This window comes from Streptomyces sp. NPDC058459, assembly GCF_042721685.1.
Lineage (GTDB): Bacteria > Actinomycetota > Actinomycetes > Streptomycetales > Streptomycetaceae > Streptomyces.
Map to the genome: position 1 here is coordinate 48,511 of NZ_JBHXLV010000001.1, position 20,055 is coordinate 68,565.

Consider the following 20,055-nt stretch of genomic DNA (forward strand, 5'->3'; position numbering starts at 1 on the left):
AGCGTGCACAAACTGGCGCCTACGATGGTGCGCGTGCCAAAGCTGACCCCCGCCGACGCCGCGGCGGCCCTCCGCAACCCGCTCGCCTTCATCGCCGACCGCTGGACCCCGGACCCCCGGACCGTCCGCCGGGCGGCCCTCGCCGCACTCGTGATGTCGGTGTTCATCGTGGTCACCGGCGGCGCGGTGCGCCTGACCGGCTCAGGGCTGGGCTGCCCGACCTGGCCCACCTGCACCGACGACTCGCTGACCACCACCCGCGCCATGGGCGTGCACGGTGTCATCGAGTTCGGCAACCGCATACTGACGTACGTACTGTGCGCCGCCGTCGGCTGGGCGATCGTGGCCGCCCGCGCGGAGAAGCCGTGGCGGCGGAGCCTGACCCGGCTGGGCTGGGCCCAGTTCTGGGTGGTCATGGGCAACGCGGTGCTCGGCGGCATCGTGGTGCTGGTCGGACTGAACCCGTACACCGTGGCGGCGCACTTCCTGCTGTCCACGGCGCTGATCACCGTGGCCACCGTGATGTGGCAGCGCACCCGTGAGGGTGATGCCGAGCCGCGTCCGCTGGTCGGCGGGGCGGTACGGCAGCTGGTCTGGGTCCTGGTGGGCGCGTCGGGGCTGCTGATCGTGGCAGGCACCGTGGTGACGGGCTCCGGTCCGCACGCGGGCGACTCCTCCGAGGTGGCGCGCATCCCGCTGGACTGGGAGATGATCGCCAAGCTGCACGCGGTGCTAGCGTGGATCGTGGTGACGCTGACCTTCGCCCTGTGGTTCGTCCTGAAGGCGGTGGACGCCCCCGAGGTGCCCCTGTCCCGCACCCGCGAGCTGTTCCTGATCCTGCTGAGCCAGGGTGTGATCGGCTATGTCCAGTACTTCACCCATCTTCCCGAGGCCCTGGTGGCCCTCCATATGCTCGGCTCCTGTCTCATGTGGATCGCCACAGTGCGCGTCCTTCTCTCCCTCCGCGAGCGCCCCGAGTCCCTGACCCACGTCCCGGGCCCGGCGAGCGAGGTCTCGGTGGGTACGTCCGCCTGACTCTCAGCGGTGCCCGGCGACCAGCGCGTCGATGGCCGGGCCGAGGTAGGCACGGGTGAGCCGGGCCCGGCGGTCCGGCGCGGGTCCGGGGCCCTGTCGCCCGTAGCGCCGGCGCGCGACGTCCTCGACGACCTCGGCCGGGGCACCCAGTACGGGCAGCTCGGTGAGCGCCTGGCGCTTGGAGATCAGCCGCCCCTCGCGCAGCGTCACGGTGGCGCGGGCGAAGGTGAGCAGTCCGAGGTCGACCCAGATGTCCTCCGTCCACAGCAGTGCCTTGTCCACGGCCGGGCGCCAGAAGTCCCGCTGGTCGGCCGCGACGAAGGCACGCAGCTCCCGGTCCGGCACCGAAGGCAGCAACGCGGCGGGCGGCTCCCCGTGCAGCACCCGCCCGAACTCGTGCAGCTCGCTCCGGGTCACCGGGGTGACCGGCCGCCGCATGATCCGGCCGTGCGCCCAGGTCAGCTGCGGCCTCTCCGGATCGGCCGCGGTGGGCGGGGTCAGGTAGGAGCAGTGCAGCTTCTGCGCGAGGGGTTCGGTACGCAGGTGCCGGTGCAGCACGATCAGGCGGCGTACGGAGGCCGGGCTCAGCGGGCCGGGCAGCACCGCGATCAGGTCGAGGTCGCTGCGGCCCTCCTGGTAGTCCCCGCCGCCCAGTGAGCCGTGGGCCCAGACAGCGAGCGGGCGCAGGGGGGCGAGGTCGTCCAGGAAGCGGGCGAGGAGCGCTTCGGTCGGCATGGCCCGAGTGTGGTGGAGGCGTGACCGCTCGTACAGTGCCCGGCACCCGGCGGGCGTCCTTGGCGGAACACGCGCCGTCCGGGGGCGAGAGCCGGCCCGCCGCCTGCCGGGGAGGCGGCGGCGAAGGTGACGGCCCCGGACCGGACAGTGCGCTCCCGTGAACGGTGTGCTGCCCGACCGTACCGACGGAACGTGGGGGCCTCAGGCGGCGCGAGCCGGCCTGAAGGGGCGCGGGGAACGGCGCGACCGGCCATGACGGCGAGTCACCCCGCGACGGACCAGCACACCCGCACCCCGGCTTCAGAGCTGGATGCCGGCCATCCGCTTCCACTCGTACGCGGACGTGCGGATCTTCGCCGCGAACTCCCCGTCGAAGTCCTCCCGCAGCGCGACCCCGGCCTTCTCCACCGCCCGGCGCCCGATCTCCACGCTGGGGGCGACCAGGTCGCCCCACTCCCCGTCCTCGCCCACCAGGGCGATACGGGCCCCCCGCTCGCCCAGGTACGCCACGTTCCCCTCGGCGCCACCATGCGCCCTGGCGAACGTACCGATCTGATGCGCGAGCCGCTTCACCACGCGCTCGCGCTTCGCGTCAACCTTCGCGTCAACCTGCTCCGTGTCAGCCATGACCAGGATGCTACCGACGAGTAGAGAAAAGGGCGACGGGAGGTCCGGTCAGCGGAGGAAGGGGTCCACCGCGACGGCGACGAAGAGGATCGACACGTAGGTGATCGACCAGTGGAACAGCCGCATCTCCTTGAGCTTGCCCCCCGCCACCTCGGCCTTGGCCCGGTTCTGCAGCCCGTGCGCCTCCCAGAGCCAGAAGCCGCCGGACGCGAGGGCCACCACGGTGTAGAACCAGCCGGTGTAGCCGAGCGGCTGGAGCAGCAGGGAGACGGCGACCATCACCCAGCTGTAGATCACGATCTGCCGGGCGACCACCTTGTTGGAGGCGATGACGGGCAGCATCGGCACGCCCACGCGGGCGTAGTCGTCCCTGACCTTCATGGACAGCGGCCAGTAGTGCGGCGGCGTCCAGAAGAACATCACCAGGAAGAGGACGACCGGCGCCCACGACATCGAGTCCGTGACCGACGACCAGCCGATCAGCACCGGCAGACAGCCCGCGATGCCGCCCCAGACGATGTTCTGCGAGGTACGCCGCTTGAGGATCATCGTGTAGACGACGACATAGAAGAGGAGCGCACCGAGTGACAGCCAGGCGGACAGCCAGTTGACGGCCAGGCCGAACAGCAGCGTCGAGACGACCGCCAGGGTGATGCCGAAGGCGAGGCACTCGCGCGGGCTGACCAGGCCGGTCACGAGAGGCCGCTGCGAGGTTCGGTCCATCAGGGCGTCGATGTCCCGGTCGATGTACATGTTCAGCGCGTTGGCACCACCGGCGGAGAGATAACCGCCGACGCAGGTGAGCAGGACCAGCCCCAGGTCGGGCACGCCCTGCTGGGCCAGGAACATCACCGGGACGGTGGTGATGAGCAGCAGCTCGATGATCCGCGGCTTGGTCAGCGCCACGAAGCCCTTGACGCGGGCCCCGAACGGCCGGTGAACCGGTGCCGGGCTCGTACCGGGACCGGCATCCCCCAGCGCCTCGAGGGCCTGGGAAGTGCCCCCAGGACGGGATTCGACGGCCGTCACGCACACCCCTGACAGAGACATCAAGCGAGCGTTCCCGTGTGAAAGCGGGGTAAAGGCTCGCGCGTACCACGCCACCTTAGACGTTGCCCATATCCGGTTTTTCGCCGGGGTCGGCTCGTGTTGGCGACCCGCCCGGCACACCGCACGTCCGAGGTCCGCGGGGGCTCGGTTGAGCACTCGGACGAGCGGCTCCGTATTCATGTGCCAAGTGGCTTCCGGGCCGGTCGGGAGGCGGATGACGGCGAGTCCCGGCAGTCTGGAATGACTCGAAAAAACGCACGTCCCCTCGGGGGTAGGCTCGACAACGGCCGGTGGACACCAGTGCACCGGCGGCCGGCGGGCGCCACGCGCCGCGAACCGGCGAACGACATGTGGAGAGGAGCCCTGACCCAGGGTGAGCACCAAGCCGACCACCACAGACCTTGAGTGGACCGAGCTGGACCAGCGGGCCGTGGACACCGCCCGGGTCCTGGCCGCCGACGCCGTACAGAAGGTCGGCAACGGCCATCCCGGCACGGCGATGAGCCTTGCTCCGGCCGCCTACACCCTCTTCCAGAAGGTGATGCGGCACGACCCGGCCGACCCGCGGTGGGTGGGCCGCGACCGCTTCGTGCTGTCCGCCGGTCACTCGTCCCTGACCCTCTACACACAGCTCTACCTGGCCGGCTTCGGCCTGGAGCTGGACGACCTGAAGTCCTTCCGCACCTGGGGCTCGAAGACCCCGGGCCACCCGGAGTACGGGCACACCAAGGGCGTCGAGACCACCACCGGCCCGCTGGGCCAGGGAGTGGCCAACGCGGTGGGCATGGCGATGGCTTCCCGCTTCGAGCGCGGCCTGTTCGACCCCGACGCGCCCGAGGGCACGTCCCCCTTCGACCACTACATCTTCTGCATCGCCGGTGACGGCTGCCTCCAGGAGGGCATCTCCTCCGAGGCGTCCTCCCTCGCGGGCCACCAGCAGCTCGGCAACCTGGTCCTGCTGTGGGACGACAACCACATCTCGATCGAGGGCGACACCGAGACCGCCGTGTCCGAGGACACCACGAAGCGGTACGAGGCGTACGGCTGGCACGTCCAGCGCGTCGAGCCCAAGGCCGACGGCGACCTCGACCCGGCGGCGATCCACGCGGCGATCGAGAGGGCCAAGGCGGTCACCGACCGGCCGTCCTTCATCGCCATGCGCTCGATCATCGCCTGGCCCGCCCCGAACGCCCAGGACACCGAGGCCGCGCACGGCTCGGCCCTCGGTGACGACGAGGTCGCTGCCACCAAGCGCGTCCTCGGCTTCGACGAGACGCAGAGCTTCGCCGTCGCCGACGAGGTCCTGGACCACACCCGCGGCGCCCTGGAGCGCGGCCGCAGTGCCAAGGCGGAGTGGGACAAGAGCTTCCAGGTCTGGCGCGAGAACAACCCGGACCGCGCGGCGGAGTTCGACCGCATCAGCGAGGGTGCCCTGCCGACCGGCTGGGAGCTGAAGATCCCGGTCTTCGAGACCGGCAAGAGCGTGGCCACCCGCGCCGCCTCCGGCAAGATCCTCCAGGCGCTCGGCCCGGTCATCCCCGAGCTGTGGGGCGGCTCCGCCGACCTCGCCGGGTCGAACAACACGACCATCGACAAGAACAGCTCCTTCCTCCCGGCGGGCAACCCGCTCCCGGAGGCGAACCCGTACGGCCGCACGATCCACTTCGGCATCCGCGAGTTCGCCATGGCCGCCGAGATGAACGGCATCACCCTGGCCGGGAACACCCGGGTCTACGGCGGTACGTTCCTCGTCTTCTCCGACTACATGCGCAACGCCGTCCGGCTGTCGGCGCTGATGCACCTGCCGGTGACGTACGTGTGGACGCACGACTCGATCGGTCTCGGCGAGGACGGCCCGACCCACCAGCCGGTGGAGCACCTGGCCGCGCTGCGCGCGATCCCCGGCCTGAACGTGGTCCGCCCGGCGGACGCCAATGAGACCGCCATCGCCTGGCGCGAGGTGCTGGGGCGCTGGACCAAGGAGTTCGGAAAGGGCGCCCCGACCGGCCTGGTGCTGACCCGCCAGGGCGTGCCGACGTACGAGCCCAACGAGGACGCCGCGCGCGGCGGCTACGTCCTGTTCGAGGCCGAGGGCGGCGAGCCGCAGGTGATCCTGATCGCCACCGGTTCCGAGGTGCACGTCGCCGTGGAGGCGCGCGAGCAGCTCCAGGCCGGGGGCGTCGCCACCCGTGTGGTCTCGATGCCGTCGGTCGAGTGGTTCGAGGAGCAGGACCAGGGGTACCGGGATTCCGTGCTGCCGCCGTCGGTCAAGGCCCGTGTCGCCGTGGAAGCGGGTATCGGCCTGACGTGGCACAAGTACGTGGGTGACTTCGGCCGCATCGTTTCCCTGGAGCACTTCGGCGCGTCCGCGGACGGCAAGGTCCTGTTCCGTGAATTCGGCTTCACTCCGGAGAACGTGGCCGACAAGGCGCGGGAATCCCTCGCCGCTACGCAGCGCTGACGCCCGTAAACGAGACGTAGGAGATGCAATTTCCATGACAGACGCACTGAAGCGCCTCTCCGAGGAAGGCGTGGCGATCTGGCTGGACGACCTGTCGCGCAAGCGGATCACGTCCGGCAACCTCGCGGAGCTGATCGACCAGCAGCACGTCGTGGGCGTCACCACCAACCCCACGATCTTCCAGAAGGCGATCTCGCAGGGCGACGGCTACGACCAGCAGCTCACCGACCTCGCCGCGCGTGAGGTCACGGTCGAAGAGGCCATCCGGATGATCACGACGGCGGACGTCCGCGACGCCGCCGACATCCTGCGCCCGGTCTTCGACGCCACCGACGGCCAGGACGGCCGGGTCTCCATCGAGGTCGACCCCCGCCTGGCGCACAACACCCGCGCCACGCTCGCCGAGGCCCGCCAGCTCGCCTGGCTGGTGGACCGCCCGAACACCCTGATCAAGATCCCGGCGACCGAGGCGGGTCTGCCGGCCATCGCGGAGACGATCGGCACCGGCATCAGCGTCAACGTCACGCTGATCTTCTCGCTCGACCGGTACCGCAAGGTGATGGACGCGTACCTGAACGGCCTGGAGAAGGCCAAGGAGCACGGCCTGGACCTATCCAAGATCCACTCTGTGGCGTCCTTCTTCGTGTCCCGCGTGGACTCCGAGATCGACAAGCGGCTCAAGGCGGTCGGCACCGACGAGGCCAAGGCCCTGCTCGGCAAGGCCGCCGTCGCCAACGCGCGCCTCGCCTACCAGGCGTACGAGGAGGTGTTCGGCTCTGCCGACCATTCGACACCGCCCTCCGACCGCTTCAAGGCCCTGGAGAAGGACGGCGCGAACAAGCAGCGTCCGCTGTGGGCGTCGACCGGTGTGAAGGACCCGGCGTACTCGGACACGATGTACGTCACCGACCTGGTCGCGCCGAACACGGTCAACACCATGCCGGAGGCCACCCTGGAGGCCACCGAGGACCACGGTGAGATCACCGGCGACACGGTGTCCGGCACCTACGACCAGGCCCGCGCCGACCTCGACGCGATCGAGGCCCTCGGCATCTCCTACGACGACGTCGTCCAGGTGCTGGAGGACGAGGGCGTGGACAAGTTCGAGGGGTCCTGGAACGACCTGCTGAAGTCGACCGAGGCGGAGCTGAAGCGCCTCGCCCCCTCGGAGGGCTGATTTGTCACCCCTCAACGGTTCCGGAGCGAACCCGCTTCGTGATCCCGCGGACCGACGGCTCCCGCGCATCGCGGGGCCGTCGGGCCTGGTGATCTTCGGCGTGACGGGTGACCTGTCGCGCAAGAAGCTGATGCCGGCCGTCTACGACCTCGCCAACCGGGGTCTGCTGCCGCCGGGCTTCTCCCTGGTGGGCTTCGCCCGCCGCGACTGGGAGGACGAGGACTTCGCGCAGGTCGTGCACGACGCGGTCAAGGAGCACGCGCGGACGCCGTTCCGCGAGGAGGTCTGGCAGCAGCTCATCCAGGGGATGCGCTTCGTCCAGGGCACCTTCGACGACGACGAGGCGTTCGAGCGGCTGCGCGCGACCATCGACGAGCTGGACAAGCAGCAGGGCACCAGCGGCAACTTCGCCTTCTATCTGTCGGTGCCGCCCCGCGCGTTCCCGGTCGTCATCCAGCAGCTGAAGAAGCACGGCCTGACCGACCAGAGCGGTGGCTCCTGGCGGCGCGCGGTCATCGAGAAGCCGTTCGGCCACGACCTGAAGTCGGCCGAGGAGCTGAACAAGGTCGTGCACGAGGTGTTCGAGCCGGACCAGGTGTTCCGGATCGACCACTATCTCGGCAAGGAGACCGTCCAGAACATCCTGGCGCTGCGCTTCGCCAACACGATGTTCGAGCCGATCTGGAACCGGTCCTTCGTGGACCATGTCCAGATCACGATGGCCGAGGACATCGGCGTCGGCGGCCGTGCCGGGTACTACGACGGCATCGGCGCCGCCCGTGACGTGATCCAGAACCATCTGCTCCAGCTGCTCGCGCTCACCGCCATGGAGGAACCCTCCTCCTTCGGCGCGGACGCGCTGGCCAGGGAGAAGACCAAGGTGCTCGGTGCCGTACGGCTGCCGAGGGACCTGGGCGAGCACACCGTGCGCGGCCAGTACGCGTCCGGATGGCAGGGCGGCGAGAAGGTCATCGGCTACCTAGAGGAGGACGGCATCGACCCCGAGTCGAAGACCGACACCTTCGCGGCGCTGAAGCTGGAGATCGACAACCGCCGCTGGGCGGGTGTCCCCTTCTATCTGCGCACCGGAAAGCGGCTCGGCCGCCGGGTCACCGAGATCGCGGTGGTCTTCCAGCGGGCACCGCACTCCCCGTTCGACCACACGGCGACCGAGGAGCTGGGCCAGAACGCGATCGTCATCCGGGTCCAGCCCGACGAGGGCATCACGGTCCGCTTCGGCTCCAAGGTGCCGGGCACCTCGATGGAGATCCGGGACGTGTCGATGGACTTCGCCTACGGCGAGTCCTTCACCGAGTCCAGCCCCGAGGCGTACGAGCGGCTGATCCTGGACGTGCTGCTGGGCGACGCCAACCTGTTCCCGCGCACGGAGGAGGTCGAGCTGTCCTGGAAGATCCTCGACCCGGTCGAGGAGTACTGGGACGAGCACGGGCGGGCCGCCCAGTACAAGTCGGGCACCTGGGGTCCGGCCGAGGCGGACGAGATGCTCGCACGAGACGGACGGAGCTGGCGCCGGCCATGAAGATAGACCTGACCAACACCACCGCCGGTGAGATCAACAAGGCGCTGATCGAGGGCCGCCGCGCCATCGGCACGCCCGCCGTGGGCATGGTGCTGACCCTCGTCATCGTCACCGACGAGGAGAACGCCTACGACGCGCTGCGGGCGGCGAGCGACGCCTCGCGGGAGCACCCCTCGCGCACGCTGGTGGTCATCCGCCGGGTCTCGCGCACCCCGCGCGACCGCACCAACTCCCGCCTCGACGCCGAGGTGCGGGTGGGCGCGGAGGCCGGCACCGGCGAGACGGCCGTGCTGCGGCTGTACGGCGAGGTGTCCGACCACGCCGACTCCGTCGTGCTGCCGCTGCTGCTCCCCGACGCGCCGGTGGTGGTCTGGTGGCCGGTGACGGCCCCGCTCGACCCGGCCGAGGACCCGCTGGGCGCGCTGGCGCAGCGCCGGGTCACCGACACCTACGCGGCCGAGCAGCCGGTGCGTGAGCTGGCGGCGCGGGCCGAGACGTACACGCCGGGCGACACCGACCTGGCGTGGACCCGGATCACTCCGTGGCGTTCGATGCTGGCGGCGGCCCTGGACCAGGTGGACTGCGAGGTGCGGTCCGTCGAGGTCGAGGGCGAGGAGTTCAACCCGAGCTGTGAGCTGCTGGCGATGTGGCTGGCGGACCGGCTGGGCGTGCCGGTGCGGCGTTCGCTGTCCTCCGGTCCGGGTCTGACGGCCGTCCGCATGGAGACGACGTGCGGGCCGGTCGTGCTGGACCGGGCGGACGGTTCGCTGGCGAACCTGTCCATCAAGGGCCAGCCCGGCCGCGCGGTGGCGCTCCAGCGGCGGGACACCGCCGAGCTGATCGCGGAGGAGCTGCGCCGGCTCGACCCGGACGACACCTACGCGGCGGCCCTGCGCTACGGCGTGGAACGGCTGGCGATGGGCGCGGACGCGGTGGCGGCGCTGGGCGGTGCTCCGGAGGAGCCCACGGAGCGGGGCGCGGAGGGCGAGGCGGTCACCGAGGTGGCCGTGGCCGAGGCGGGTACCGAGGAGGGTGAGGCCGAGCGGCCGACCCCGAACTCCCTCGCGAGGAAGGCGGCGTCGAAGTGAGCACTCCGCAACTGGTCGTGCACCGCGACAAGGAACTGATGGCCGAGGCCGCCGCCGCGCGGCTGATCACCAAGATCGTGGACGCGCAGGCGTCGCGCGGTCATGCCTCGGTGGTCCTCACCGGTGGCCGCAACGGCAACGGCCTGCTGGCCGCGCTGGCCAAGGCGCCGGCGCGGGACGCCATCGACTGGGGCCGCCTGGACCTGTGGTGGGGCGACGAGCGTCACCTCCCCGAGGGCGACCCGGACCGCAACTACACGCAGGCCCGCGAAGCGCTGCTGGACTCCGTACCGCTGGACCCGGCGCGCGTGCACCCGATGCCAGCCTCCGACGGGCCCTCCGGAGCGGACGTGGACTCGGCGGCCGCGGCGTACGCCGCGGAGCTGGCGAAGGCGGCCGGGCCCGAGGACCACGCCGAGGTGCCGGAGTTCGACGTGCTCCTGCTGGGCGTGGGCCCGGACACCCATGTGGCGTCGCTCTTCCCGGAGCTGCCCGCCGTGCGGGAGACCGAGCGCACGGTGGTGGGGGTGCACGGCGCGCCCAAGCCCCCGCCGACCCGGACCTCCCTGACGCTGCCCGCGATCCGTGCGGCGCGTGAGGTGTGGCTGCTGGCGGCGGGTGAGGACAAGGCCGAGGCGGTGGCGATGGCGCTCTCCGGCGCGGGTGAGGTACAGGCTCCGGCGGCCGGCGCCCAGGGCCGTGCCCGCACACTGTGGCTGCTGGACTCGGCGGCTGCGGCGGATCTGCCCAGGTCGATGTATCCGCCGGCTTCACCGTGAGCTGATGCCGGAACGGGCGGCGGGGACTCTCCGGAGTCCCCGCCGCCCTTTCGTGTCAGCCGCCCATCTCGCGGTACTCGGCGACCAGCGCCCGGGTCGACGGGTCGAGGCCGGGCACGTCCGCGCCTTCGGTGAGGGCGGGTTCGATGCGCTTGGCGAGGACCTTGCCCAGCTCGACGCCCCACTGGTCGAAGGAGTCGATGTTCCAGACCGCGCCCTGAACGAACACCTTGTGCTCGTAGAGGGCGATCAGCTGGCCCAGCACGGAGGGGGTCAGCTCGCGGGCCAGGATCGTGGTGGTGGGGTGGTTGCCGCGGAACGTGCGGTGGGCCACCTGCGCCTCGGCGACGCCCTCCGCTCGGACCTCTTCCTCGGTCCTGCCGAAGGCGAGGGCCTGGGTCTGGGCGAAGAAGTTGGCCATCAACAAATCGTGCTGCGCCCTGAGTTCCTCACCCAGCTCGTCCACCGGACGCGCGAACCCGATGAAGTCCGCCGGGATCAGCTTCGTCCCCTGATGGATCAACTGGTAATACGCGTGCTGCCCGTTGGTACCCGGCGTCCCCCACACCACCGGCCCCGTCTGCCACTCCACCGGAGTACCGTCCCGCTGCACGGACTTGCCGTTGGACTCCATGTCCAACTGCTGCAAATACGCCGTGAACTTCGACAGATAATGGCTGTACGGCAGCACCGCGTGCGACTGCGCGTCGAAGAAGTTCCCGTACCAGATCCCCAACAGCCCCAACAGCAACGGAGCGTTGGACTCCGCCGGAGCGGTACGGAAGTGCTCGTCCACCGTGTGGAAACCGTCCAGCAGCTCCCGGAAACGCTCCGCACCGACCGCGATCATCAGCGACAGCCCGATCGCCGAGTCGAACGAGTACCGGCCCCCGACCCAGTCCCAGAACTCGAACATGTTGTCCACATCGATACCGAACCCGGCGACCTTCTCCGCGTTCGTCGACAACGCCACGAAATGCTTCGCCACGGCCTTGTCGTCACCCAGCGCCGCCAGCAGCCACTTCCGGGCCGACGTCGCGTTGGTGATCGTCTCGACCGTCGTGAACGTCTTCGACGCCACGATGAACAACGTCTCCGCCGGGTCCAGGTCACGGACCGCCTCGTGCAGGTCCGCGCCGTCCACGTTCGACACGAACCGCACCGTCAGGTCACGGTCGGTGAAGGGGCGAAGGGCCTCGAACGCCATCGCCGGACCGAGGTCGGAGCCGCCGATACCGATGTTGACGATGTTCCGGATGCGCTTGCCGGTGTACCCCGTCCACTCACCGGAACGGACCCGCCCGGCGAAGCCGGCCATCCTGTCCAGCACCGCGTGCACGGCCGGGACGACGTTCTCCCCGCCGACCTCGACCACCGCGTCCCGGGGAGCACGCAACGCGGTGTGCAGCACCGCACGGTCCTCGGTCGTGTTGATCCGCTCACCCCGGAACATCGCGTCCCGCCGCCCGAACACATCGGTGGCGGCGGCCAGTTCGCGCAGCAGCCGGAGCGCCTCGGCGTCCACGAGCTGCTTGCTGTAGTCGATGTAGAGGTCCCCTACCTGGACCGTGTACGTCCGCCCGCGCTCCGGATCGGCGGCGAACAGCTCCCGCAGGCTCGTCCCTCCGAATCCCTCGTGGTGCTCCTTGAGAGCGGCCCACTCGGGCGTCCGGTTCAGTGCCGTACCGCCTTCTGCGTCCATCTCCGGCTTCCGCCTTCCTGTCTGCGCCTGTCGCCTGTCCTGCCCCGTGTGCCCCTGCGGGACCAACCTAATTGATCACCCCGGGCAGGGACCGGCGGTGACACCGGCCCGCTCCACGTCCTCCGATACGTCCGCCGAGCGCGCCGGTATCAGCGCGAGCACCGGGAGCGCGGCGAGGGAGAAGGAGAGGGCGGTCAGCCACAGGACCGAGGCGTGTCCGAGCGCCATGGCGAGCAGAGGCGACGCGGCCATGCGCAACGCGTCGCCGAAGCGGGAGAGGACAACGGCGCTCCACAGCCGCCCGAATCCCCCGTGCCCCACAGGCGTTGCCACTTCCACCACCTGAGCTGCCGTCATGCCTGTCCCCCTGAGTCGCGGTTGCCTCACTCACAGTAGGGGGCACCACTGACAACGGGGTCCGGCACGGGCACGGGACAGCTCCGGCCGGGCATCCCCTCGGGTCCCGGCCGGTGTCAACTCCTAGATCTCGCCGCGCAGTTTGGCGAGTGCCTCGGCGAGGATCGCCTCGCCGTCCGCGTCGCTGCGCCGCTCGCGCACATAGGCGAGGTGCGTCTTGTAGGGCTCGGTGCGCGGCGGGGCCGGCGGGTTGTCCCGGTCCTGACCGGCCGGGAAGCCGCAGCGCGGGCAGTCCCAGGTGTCGGGGACCTGCGCGTCGCTGGCGAAGCTCGGCTGGGTCTCGTGCCCGTTGGAGCACCAGAAGGAGATGCGCAGACGCGGGGCGGACTCGCCGCGCTCGGCCTCGCCCATCGGCCCCGCACCGACCCGGCTTCCCCGGATCGCGTTGCCACTTGCCACGGTCGTAACTCCCTGCGTGATGGTGCCGCGAAGCAGGTCGGCCTATCGCTTCGCCGCGAGCGCCTCAGTCTACGTAAGGCCCAACGCGCGTCCAGTGATGGGCGGTACCGCCCCCGCCCAGACGCAAGCCCCATGATAGGCCGCGCTCGTAAGCGCGTACCGGACATGGGGCCTCGCGTGTGGAATCTATGCACTTGTGGGATGTGCGGGGCGCAGCGGCGGTAGGCGTGCCCCGGCCTCGCCGTCGGTCAGCCGCTCGACTTCATGAGCAGGCTGAGCACGATGATGGAGGCGAACCAGAGCACGCCGATCACGACCGTGATGCGGTCGAGGTTGCGCTCGGCGACCGAGGAGCCGCCCACGGAGGACTGCATGCCACCACCGAACATGTCGGAGAGGCCGCCGCCCTTCCCCTTGTGCATCAGCACCAGCAGCATCAGCAGCAGGCTGAAGACGATCAGGGCGATCGAGAACCCCAAAACCACGGCTGGACCAACTTCCTCGGATTCGGACGGACGGATTCGGATGGACGACGGGGGCACGACACCATGGCCATGCCCCCGCAAGAGTACGACGTATCGCCGCTAGCGCCTACTCGCGGTCCGCATCACTGGTCGCGGAAGCGCACGATCTTGACGAACTCGTCCGTGTCCAGCGACGCGCCGCCCACCAGGGCGCCGTCGATGTCCGGCTTGGCCATGATCTCGGCGACGTTGCCGGACTTCACCGAGCCGCCGTACTGGATGCGGATCTTGTCGGCGACTTCCCCGGAGTACAGCTCGGCGAGCTTGCCCCGGATCGCGCCGCAGACCTCCTGCGCGTCGTCGGAGCCGCAGACCTTGCCGGTGCCGATGGCCCACACGGGCTCGTAGGCGATCACGACGTTCTCGGCCTGCTCAGCAGGGACGTCCTTCAGGCCGCCCTCGACCTGGGCGAGGGTGTGCTCGACGTGGTTCCCGGCCTCGCGGACGTCCAGCTCCTCGCCGACGCACAGGATCGGGGTGAGGCCGTTCTTGAAGGCGGCCTTGACCTTGGCGTTGACGACGTCGTCGGTCTCGTGGTGGTACTGGCGGCGCTCGGAGTGGCCGGCGAGCACGTAGAAGCACTTCAGCTTGGCCAGCATCGGGCCGGAGATGTCGCCGGTGTAGGCACCGGAGTCGTGCCGGGAGATGTCCTGGGCGCCGTACTTGATCTTGAGCTTGTCGCCGTCGACCAGGGTCTGCACGGAACGCAGGTCGGTGAAGGGCGGCAGGACGGCGACCTCGACGGCCTCGTAGTCCTTGTCGGCCAGGGCGAAGGCGAGCTTCTGGACGTGCGCGATGGCCTCTAGGTGGTTGAGGTTCATCTTCCAGTTGCCCGCCATGATCGGCGTGCGAGTGGTCATGCGGGGTCAGTCCTCCAGTGCGGCGAGGCCGGGGAGCGTCTTGCCCTCAAGGTATTCGAGGGAGGCGCCGCCGCCGGTCGAGATGTGGCCGAAAGCGTTCTCGTCGAAGCCGAGCGTACGCACCGCGGCGGCGGAGTCACCGCCGCCGACGACGGTGAAGCCGTCGGAGCCGACGAGGGCCTGGGCGACCGCCTTGGTGCCCTCGGCGTAGTCGGGATGCTCGAAGACGCCCATCGGACCGTTCCAGAAGACGGTCTCCGCGTCGCCCAGCTTCGAGGCGTACAGCTCCTGGGTCTCCGGACCGATGTCCAGACCCTCCTGGTCGGCGGGGATCTTGTCCGCGTCGACCACGGCGTGCCGCGAGGGGGCCTTGGTCTTCAGGTCCGGGAACTCCGGGGAGACCACGACGTCGACGGGCAGGACCAGCTCGACACCGTTGTTCGCGGCGCGCTCCAGATACTGCTTCACGGCCGGGATCTGGTCCTCCTGGAGGAGGGAGATGCCGACCTCGTGGCCCTGGGCCTTGAGGAAGGTGTAAGCCATGCCGCCGCCGATGAGCAGCCGGTCGGCCTTGCCGAGGAGTTCGTCGATGACGGCGAGCTTGTCGGAGACCTTGGCGCCGCCGAGGACGACGACATAGGGGCGCTTGACGTCGTCGGTGAGCTTCTTCAGGACGCCGACCTCCTGGGCGATCAGGTAACCGGCGTGGTGCGGCAGCCGGGCCGGAAGATCGTAGACCGAGGCGTGCTTGCGATGTACCGCGCCGAAGCCGTCACCCACGTACACGTCGGCGAGGGCGGCGAGCCGGTCGGCGAACTCGCCGCGCTCGGTGTCGTCCTTGGAGGTCTCGCCGGGGTTGAAGCGCAGGTTCTCGACGACCGCGACCTGACCGGGCTCCAGGCCGTCGACGGCGGCGTGGGCGGCGGGGCCGACGGTGTCCTCGGCGAAGGCGACCGGGGCGCCGAGGAGTTCACCGAGCCGCTCCGCGACGGGGAGCAGCGAGTAGGCCGGGTCCGGGGCACCCTTGGGACGCCCCAGGTGGGAGGCGACGACCACCTCGGCGCCCGCCTCCGCGAGGGCCTTGATGGTGGGCAGCACGGCGCGGATGCGGCCGTCGTCGGTGATGGTCCCGTCGGCCAGCGGCACATTGAGGTCGGCGCGGACGAAGACCCGCTTGCCGCTCACGCCGTCGGCGAGAAGTTCGTCGATCGTCTTCATTGAGTGGACTCCTGAGGAGGGCTCGTGGTGCCCCTGATCGTAAGAGGGCGCGGTCCGTGCGCGAGGCAGGGCCCGGACAGCGCGGCGGTGCGCTGCCCGAGCCCTGCTCTCACTTCGAGGTCCTGCTGTGTCGGATCAGAGCTGCTCGCCGACGAAGGTCGTCAGGTCCACGAGACGGTTGGAGTAGCCCCACTCGTTGTCGTACCAGCCGAGGATCTTCACCGTGTTGCCGTCCTGGACCATGGTCAGGGACGAGTCGAAGGTGCAGGAGGCCGGGTCGCCGACGATGTCGGAGGAGACGATCTCGTCCTCGGTGTAGGAGAGGTAGCCCTTCAGGGAGCCGTCCTCGGACGCCTTCTTGAACGCGGCGTTGACCTCGTCCTTGGTGACCTCGCGCTGGAGCTTCACGACCAGGTCGGTGGCCGAGCCGGTCGGGACCGGGACGCGCATCGCGATGCCGTCGAGCTTGCCCTTGAGCTGCGGCAGGACCAGCGCGGTGGCCTTGGCGGCACCGGTGGTGGTCGGGATGATGTTCTCGGCGGCGGCACGGGCGCGGCGCAGGTCCTTGTGCGGGAAGTCAAGGATGCGCTGGTCGTTGGTGTACGCGTGCACCGTGGTCATCAGACCGCTGACGATGCCGAAGTTCTCGTCCAGCACCTTCGCCATCGGCGCCACGCAGTTGGTGGTACACGAGGCGTTGGAGATGACGTGGTCCTTCGCCGGGTCGTACTTGTCCTGGTTGACGCCCATGACGATGGTGATGTCCTCGTCCTTGGCCGGGGCCGAGATGAGGACCTTCTTGGCGCCGCCGGCCAGGTGCTTGGCGGCGTCGTCGCGCTTGGTGAAGATGCCGGTCGACTCGATGACGATGTCGACGCCCAGCTCGCCCCACGGGATGTCGGCGGGGTTGCGCTCGGAGAGCACCTTGATGGTGTGGCCGTCGACCGTGATGGTGTCGTCGGTGTGCGTGACCTCGGCCTTGAGGCGGCCCAGGATGGTGTCGTACTTGAGCAGGTGCGCCGTGGTCGCGGTGTCACCCAGGTCGTTGACAGCCACAACCTCGATGTCCGCACCCTGCTCCAGCAGTGCGCGGAAGTAGTTACGCCCGATGCGGCCGAAGCCGTTGATGCCTACGCGGATCGTCACGAACCGATCTCCTCGTTGGTACGCCGGCTATGCGGTGCCGGCGAGCTGTATTTGGGATGTCCCCGACCAACCACGACCCTACCCTTCCCCGGCCCGAGGAGTGACATCGAGATGGCGCATAAAAGGGCAGGCGTTCCGTACCCGTCAGTAGGGTACGGAACGCCTCGGAACGGCGGCTTTTTCGCCCCGATCTGTCAGGTAATGACGGGCACCGCCGACGCGCTTTTCACTCGTTCGTGAGCGGGTTGGCTCACCTGATGCGGGGCCGTTCCGCGCACCGTTGAGAAGGGGTCTCGCTCACCTGTCGAGTGCGGCCAGCGCCTTGCGGACGAGGGCGGTCCGGTCGGCCGCCGACGCCACCTGTTCCAGGCCGAATCCGAGCAGCACCGTGTCGTCGGTCGTGACCGCTCCATAGGTCTGGAAGAGGGCGCCGGTGCGGGTCCAGTCCTTTAGCAGCGCCGGGCTCCCGGCCGGGGGTCCGGAGGCGCGCCAGGGACCGAGGGAGGACTCGAACCCTTCCGTCTCCCGCGCGTTGCCGCCGATGACGAGCGAGGCGTCGTCGGCGAGCACGCCGTGGCCGCCGGAGCCGGCGTCGGTGAGGTAGGAGAGGGACAGTTCGACCTTCTTGCCCGCGTAGGCGCTCAGGTCGAAGTCCACCCGCTGCCAGCCGGCCGACCTGCCGGTGAGGCTGTGCCACTGACCGGTGCTGCCGGTGGGCGCGCAGGTATTGCCCGAAAGAGTGAGGTAGTGCCGCAGCCAGGGGTGCTCCTGGACGAAGAACCCGGCCCCGCACTCGGCGGGCACGGCGTCCGTGGTGGCCCCGCCCGCCTCCGGGAGGGTCGTCCAGTCGTCGGCGCCGACGGTGTGCACCTCCACCACCGCGTGGTCGTAGCCCCGCTCGGTGTCCCACAGCAGCCTGGTGCCGAAAGCGGGCTTGTCGGCGGCGCCGACACCGGTGAGGTCGATGGTGCGGGTGAGGCGCTTGTAGGCGTCATCGGTGTGCACCGCGGCGGCCATGTACGCGCCCGCGTACGGCCCGTACGGGCTGACGGCACCCGTGAACCGGCCCGCGCCCGCGCTGCGGAACTGGGGGTAGGTGGTGGGGGGCAGCTCGTCCGAGGTGACTCCGTAGGCACCGGCCGCGTCGAGCGGGTTGCCCGGCGCGTCCCCGAGCGCGGCGGAGACGCCGGTCAGCGCGCCGGTGCCGGTGAGGCCGGTGGCGCCCGGGGTGGAGGTCCGGCTGTAGGCGCCCAGGTAGTACTGGCTGAAGTCGTCGGAGAGGTTGCCGCCGCCGAGGTCCACGTCGCCTCCGGCGTTCTCACCGGCCTCGATCAGCTTGCCGCCCTCGTTGAGGTGGGCCCGCAGCTGGAGCTGGGTGGCGTTGCCGGGTCCGTCGGGGCCCGAGTAGTGGACGACGGTGCGGAAGTGGCTGAGCACGCCGAGGGCGTCGGGGGCGCCGCGCCGGGCGGTGTCCCACACCAGGGGCCTGCGCCCGGCCGCCTTCAGGGCGTCGGTGTAGGCGCGGGTCCGGGTCGCGGTGGCGCCTTCCTCGGCGACGACGAGGGTGTCGGCGGCGCCTCGGTCGGCGACGGTGTACGTGAAGCGGCTGCCGGCCGCCCGGCCCGCTCCCTTGAACCACACCTCGACCCGGTCTCCGGCTCTCCCGCCGGGCACCACGGCTCGGTACTGGTCGAAGTGGAGGTTGTCGTCGCCGCCGTAGGTCTCGCCGCCCTTCCAGGGGCGCAGGGTCCGCTGGTGCGCGCGTCCCCCGTTGACGCGGTACACCAGCCGCTTGTTCCGGACCGCCTTGCGGGCGACGACGGCGACCTGCTGGCCGCCGCCCCGCGCGTAGGAGGTGGTGAACTCGGCGGGGGTGAAGTCGGGTGCCTTCAGGCCGACGGTGGAGACGGGCCGGTCGGGGTGGGCGGCGGTCGCCGCGACGGACAGCGCGAACGGCACGTTCTTCTCGAACTCCCGCTCGATCAGCGTCTCGTCGTCCGGGAAGGTGAAGACGGAACGGCAGTCGTCGGGGTTCCAGGCGTCGTCCGGGTCGGACGCGGAGGCGGTCGCACAGGTGGACATCTCGGGGGTGAACATCGCCATCCCGTTGACGTTCGCGGCATGCCCGTCCGCCTCGCCGTTGGTGGTGTACAGCTCCGAGGAGACCTGGGAGCGGTAGCCCGGGATCGCAGGTTTGTCAGGGGTGCCGGCCAGCGCCTTGTAGAGCACGTCGTCGGGGGTGTCGGTGGCGACCTGCCAGCCGACGCCGTAGAGGAGGAGTTCGGCGGCGGAGTGGTAGTTGATGCCGTACGCGAACTTGACGCGCTTCTCCAGCCCGTCCAGCGCCCTGGTCTCCGGCTCGGAGTGCGCGCTCGGTCCGCGGTAGGTCTCGCTCGCGGGGCTGGGGGACGAACCCTCGTCGTCGTAGCCCCACTTGTAGTCGAAGTTGCGGTTGAGGTCGACGCCGTCGCCGGTGCCGATGACACCGTCGCCGTTGATGTCGCGCAGGTTCTTCCGCCACAGCCGGGTGCCGGAGTCCTTGAAGGTGTAGTCGTAACCGTCGGGGTTCGCGGACAGCACGAACCACAGCTCGGTGGTGTCCACGAGCTTTCTGATCCGTTTGTCCGACCGGTAGTTGTCCAGATAATGGTGCATCAGGCGCCGGGTCATCTCCGGGGTGATCCACTCGCGCGCGTGCTGGTTGGACAGGTACAGCACGGCGGGCCGGGAACCGTCCTTCGAGGTCCGGGCGTTCCTGGTGACCTTGAGCGCGAGGATGTCCTGGCCGCGCACGGTCTTCCCGATGGACTCGACCTTGGCGAGGCCGGGGTTCTCCCGCGCGGTCCGCAGGATCTCCTCCTTGAGCCCGCCGCTGCCGCTGTACGGGCGGAACACGCCCTGCGCGGCGGCCGTCAGGCGTTTGTTCGCGCCGCTCGGCAGGGAGCGCTCGGTGAGGCGTACGCCCTGCTCCTTCAGGCCGCGGGCCTGCCGGTCGGTGAGGTAGACCTCGACGGCGGTCCGGCCGCGCGCTGCCACCCCCTCCCCCAGCTCGTGGGCGTCCTGCCCGGCCCTGAGCAGCAGGGGCACCTGGGCCCGGGTCACGTCCGCCCGGAATACCTTGACCTCGTTGCCGCTGTCGGCGGGCGTGCTCTCCCGCGCCTGGGCGACGGGCGTGAGGCAGGCCGCTCCGGCCAGCAGTGCCCCGGCGGCGAGGACCGCCCTGGACGTGGGCCTGGCTGCGGGTCTCACTCGGTGTCTCATGAACCCCCCTCGCGATGGTCCGCCACAGTGGCGAAC

The 20,055-nt window shown here is 70.1% G+C and carries 16 protein-coding genes and 1 pseudogene; 6 read left to right on the top strand and 11 right to left on the bottom strand.

From position 1 onward, the window contains the following. Nucleotides 1-24: 24 nt before the first annotated feature. Complete coding sequence (locus ACFWN1_RS00250; RefSeq protein ID WP_384356414.1) at nt 25-1,035, top strand: heme A synthase; 1,011 nt, start codon at nt 25-27, stop codon at nt 1,033-1,035. A 3-nt stretch (nt 1,036-1,038) separates the two neighbouring features. Here the strand turns inward: ACFWN1_RS00250 and ACFWN1_RS00255 are convergent, their stop codons facing one another. From ACFWN1_RS00255 to ACFWN1_RS00265, 3 genes are all read right to left on the bottom strand, one after another. Further along, a complete protein-coding gene (locus ACFWN1_RS00255; RefSeq protein WP_384356417.1) occupies nt 1,039-1,770 on the bottom strand; it encodes a nucleotidyltransferase in 732 nt (243 codons plus the stop codon). 300 nt (nt 1,771-2,070) lie between these two features. Continuing rightward, nucleotides 2,071-2,397, bottom strand: a complete 327-nt coding sequence (locus ACFWN1_RS00260; RefSeq protein ID WP_384356420.1) for a hypothetical protein — start codon at nt 2,395-2,397, stop codon at nt 2,071-2,073. A 48-nt stretch (nt 2,398-2,445) separates the two neighbouring features. Continuing rightward, complete coding sequence (locus tag ACFWN1_RS00265) at nt 2,446-3,432, bottom strand: heme o synthase (protein ID WP_384356593.1); 987 nt, start codon at nt 3,430-3,432, stop codon at nt 2,446-2,448. A gap of 388 nt (nt 3,433-3,820) precedes the next feature. Here ACFWN1_RS00265 and tkt point away from each other — a divergent pair, with 388 nt between their 5' ends. The 5 genes from tkt to pgl are packed head-to-tail and all read left to right on the top strand — an operon-like array spanning nt 3,821 to nt 10,492. Beyond that, the gene (gene tkt / locus ACFWN1_RS00270) at nt 3,821-5,908 is read left to right on the top strand and encodes a transketolase (protein WP_384356423.1); all 2,088 of its coding nucleotides are present in this window, start codon (nt 3,821-3,823) and stop codon (nt 5,906-5,908) included. Between the two features lie 34 nt (nt 5,909-5,942). Then, nucleotides 5,943-7,085 (top strand): transaldolase, encoded by a 1,143-nt coding sequence (tal, locus tag ACFWN1_RS00275; RefSeq protein ID WP_384356426.1) that lies wholly within the window; start codon nt 5,943-5,945, stop codon nt 7,083-7,085. A gap of 1 nt (nt 7,086) precedes the next feature. Then, on the top strand, nt 7,087-8,625 hold the full coding sequence (zwf, locus tag ACFWN1_RS00280; protein WP_384356429.1) for a glucose-6-phosphate dehydrogenase: 1,539 nt from the start codon (nt 7,087-7,089) through the stop codon (nt 8,623-8,625). Further along, a complete protein-coding gene (gene opcA / locus ACFWN1_RS00285; protein ID WP_384356432.1) occupies nt 8,622-9,713 on the top strand; it encodes a glucose-6-phosphate dehydrogenase assembly protein OpcA in 1,092 nt (363 codons plus the stop codon). The genes zwf and opcA overlap by 4 nt, the downstream gene beginning before the upstream one ends. Beyond that, complete coding sequence (gene pgl, locus ACFWN1_RS00290; protein WP_384356435.1) at nt 9,710-10,492, top strand: 6-phosphogluconolactonase; 783 nt, start codon at nt 9,710-9,712, stop codon at nt 10,490-10,492. The genes opcA and pgl overlap by 4 nt, the downstream gene beginning before the upstream one ends. A gap of 55 nt (nt 10,493-10,547) precedes the next feature. Here the strand turns inward: pgl and pgi are convergent, their stop codons facing one another. From pgi to ACFWN1_RS00330, 8 genes and pseudogenes are all read right to left on the bottom strand, one after another. After that, the gene (pgi, locus tag ACFWN1_RS00295) at nt 10,548-12,194 is read right to left on the bottom strand and encodes a glucose-6-phosphate isomerase (protein ID WP_384356438.1); all 1,647 of its coding nucleotides are present in this window, start codon (nt 12,192-12,194) and stop codon (nt 10,548-10,550) included. Between the two features lie 218 nt (nt 12,195-12,412). After that, nucleotides 12,413-12,551, bottom strand: a pseudogene (locus ACFWN1_RS00300) (MFS transporter); the annotation flags it as partial. Nucleotides 12,552-12,674: 123 nt separating this feature from the next. Further along, nucleotides 12,675-13,010, bottom strand: a complete 336-nt coding sequence (locus ACFWN1_RS00305) for an RNA polymerase-binding protein RbpA (protein ID WP_010352468.1) — start codon at nt 13,008-13,010, stop codon at nt 12,675-12,677. Nucleotides 13,011-13,258: 248 nt separating this feature from the next. Then, entirely contained in the window at nt 13,259-13,495 is a 237-nt protein-coding gene (gene secG / locus ACFWN1_RS00310; RefSeq protein WP_384356441.1) for a preprotein translocase subunit SecG, read from the bottom strand. Between the two features lie 122 nt (nt 13,496-13,617). Continuing rightward, on the bottom strand, nt 13,618-14,394 hold the full coding sequence (gene tpiA / locus ACFWN1_RS00315; protein WP_384356444.1) for a triose-phosphate isomerase: 777 nt from the start codon (nt 14,392-14,394) through the stop codon (nt 13,618-13,620). A gap of 6 nt (nt 14,395-14,400) precedes the next feature. Next, nucleotides 14,401-15,612 carry a phosphoglycerate kinase gene (locus ACFWN1_RS00320; RefSeq protein WP_384356447.1) on the bottom strand — a complete coding sequence of 404 codons (1,212 nt, stop codon included), beginning with the start codon at nt 15,610-15,612 and terminating at the stop codon, nt 14,401-14,403. A 135-nt stretch (nt 15,613-15,747) separates the two neighbouring features. Further along, nucleotides 15,748-16,758, bottom strand: coding sequence for a type I glyceraldehyde-3-phosphate dehydrogenase (gene gap / locus ACFWN1_RS00325; protein WP_384356450.1), 1,011 nt, complete (start codon nt 16,756-16,758; stop codon nt 15,748-15,750). A gap of 297 nt (nt 16,759-17,055) precedes the next feature. Then, the gene (locus ACFWN1_RS00330; protein ID WP_384356453.1) at nt 17,056-20,019 is read right to left on the bottom strand and encodes a M14 family zinc carboxypeptidase; all 2,964 of its coding nucleotides are present in this window, start codon (nt 20,017-20,019) and stop codon (nt 17,056-17,058) included. Nucleotides 20,020-20,055 lie beyond the last annotated feature (36 nt).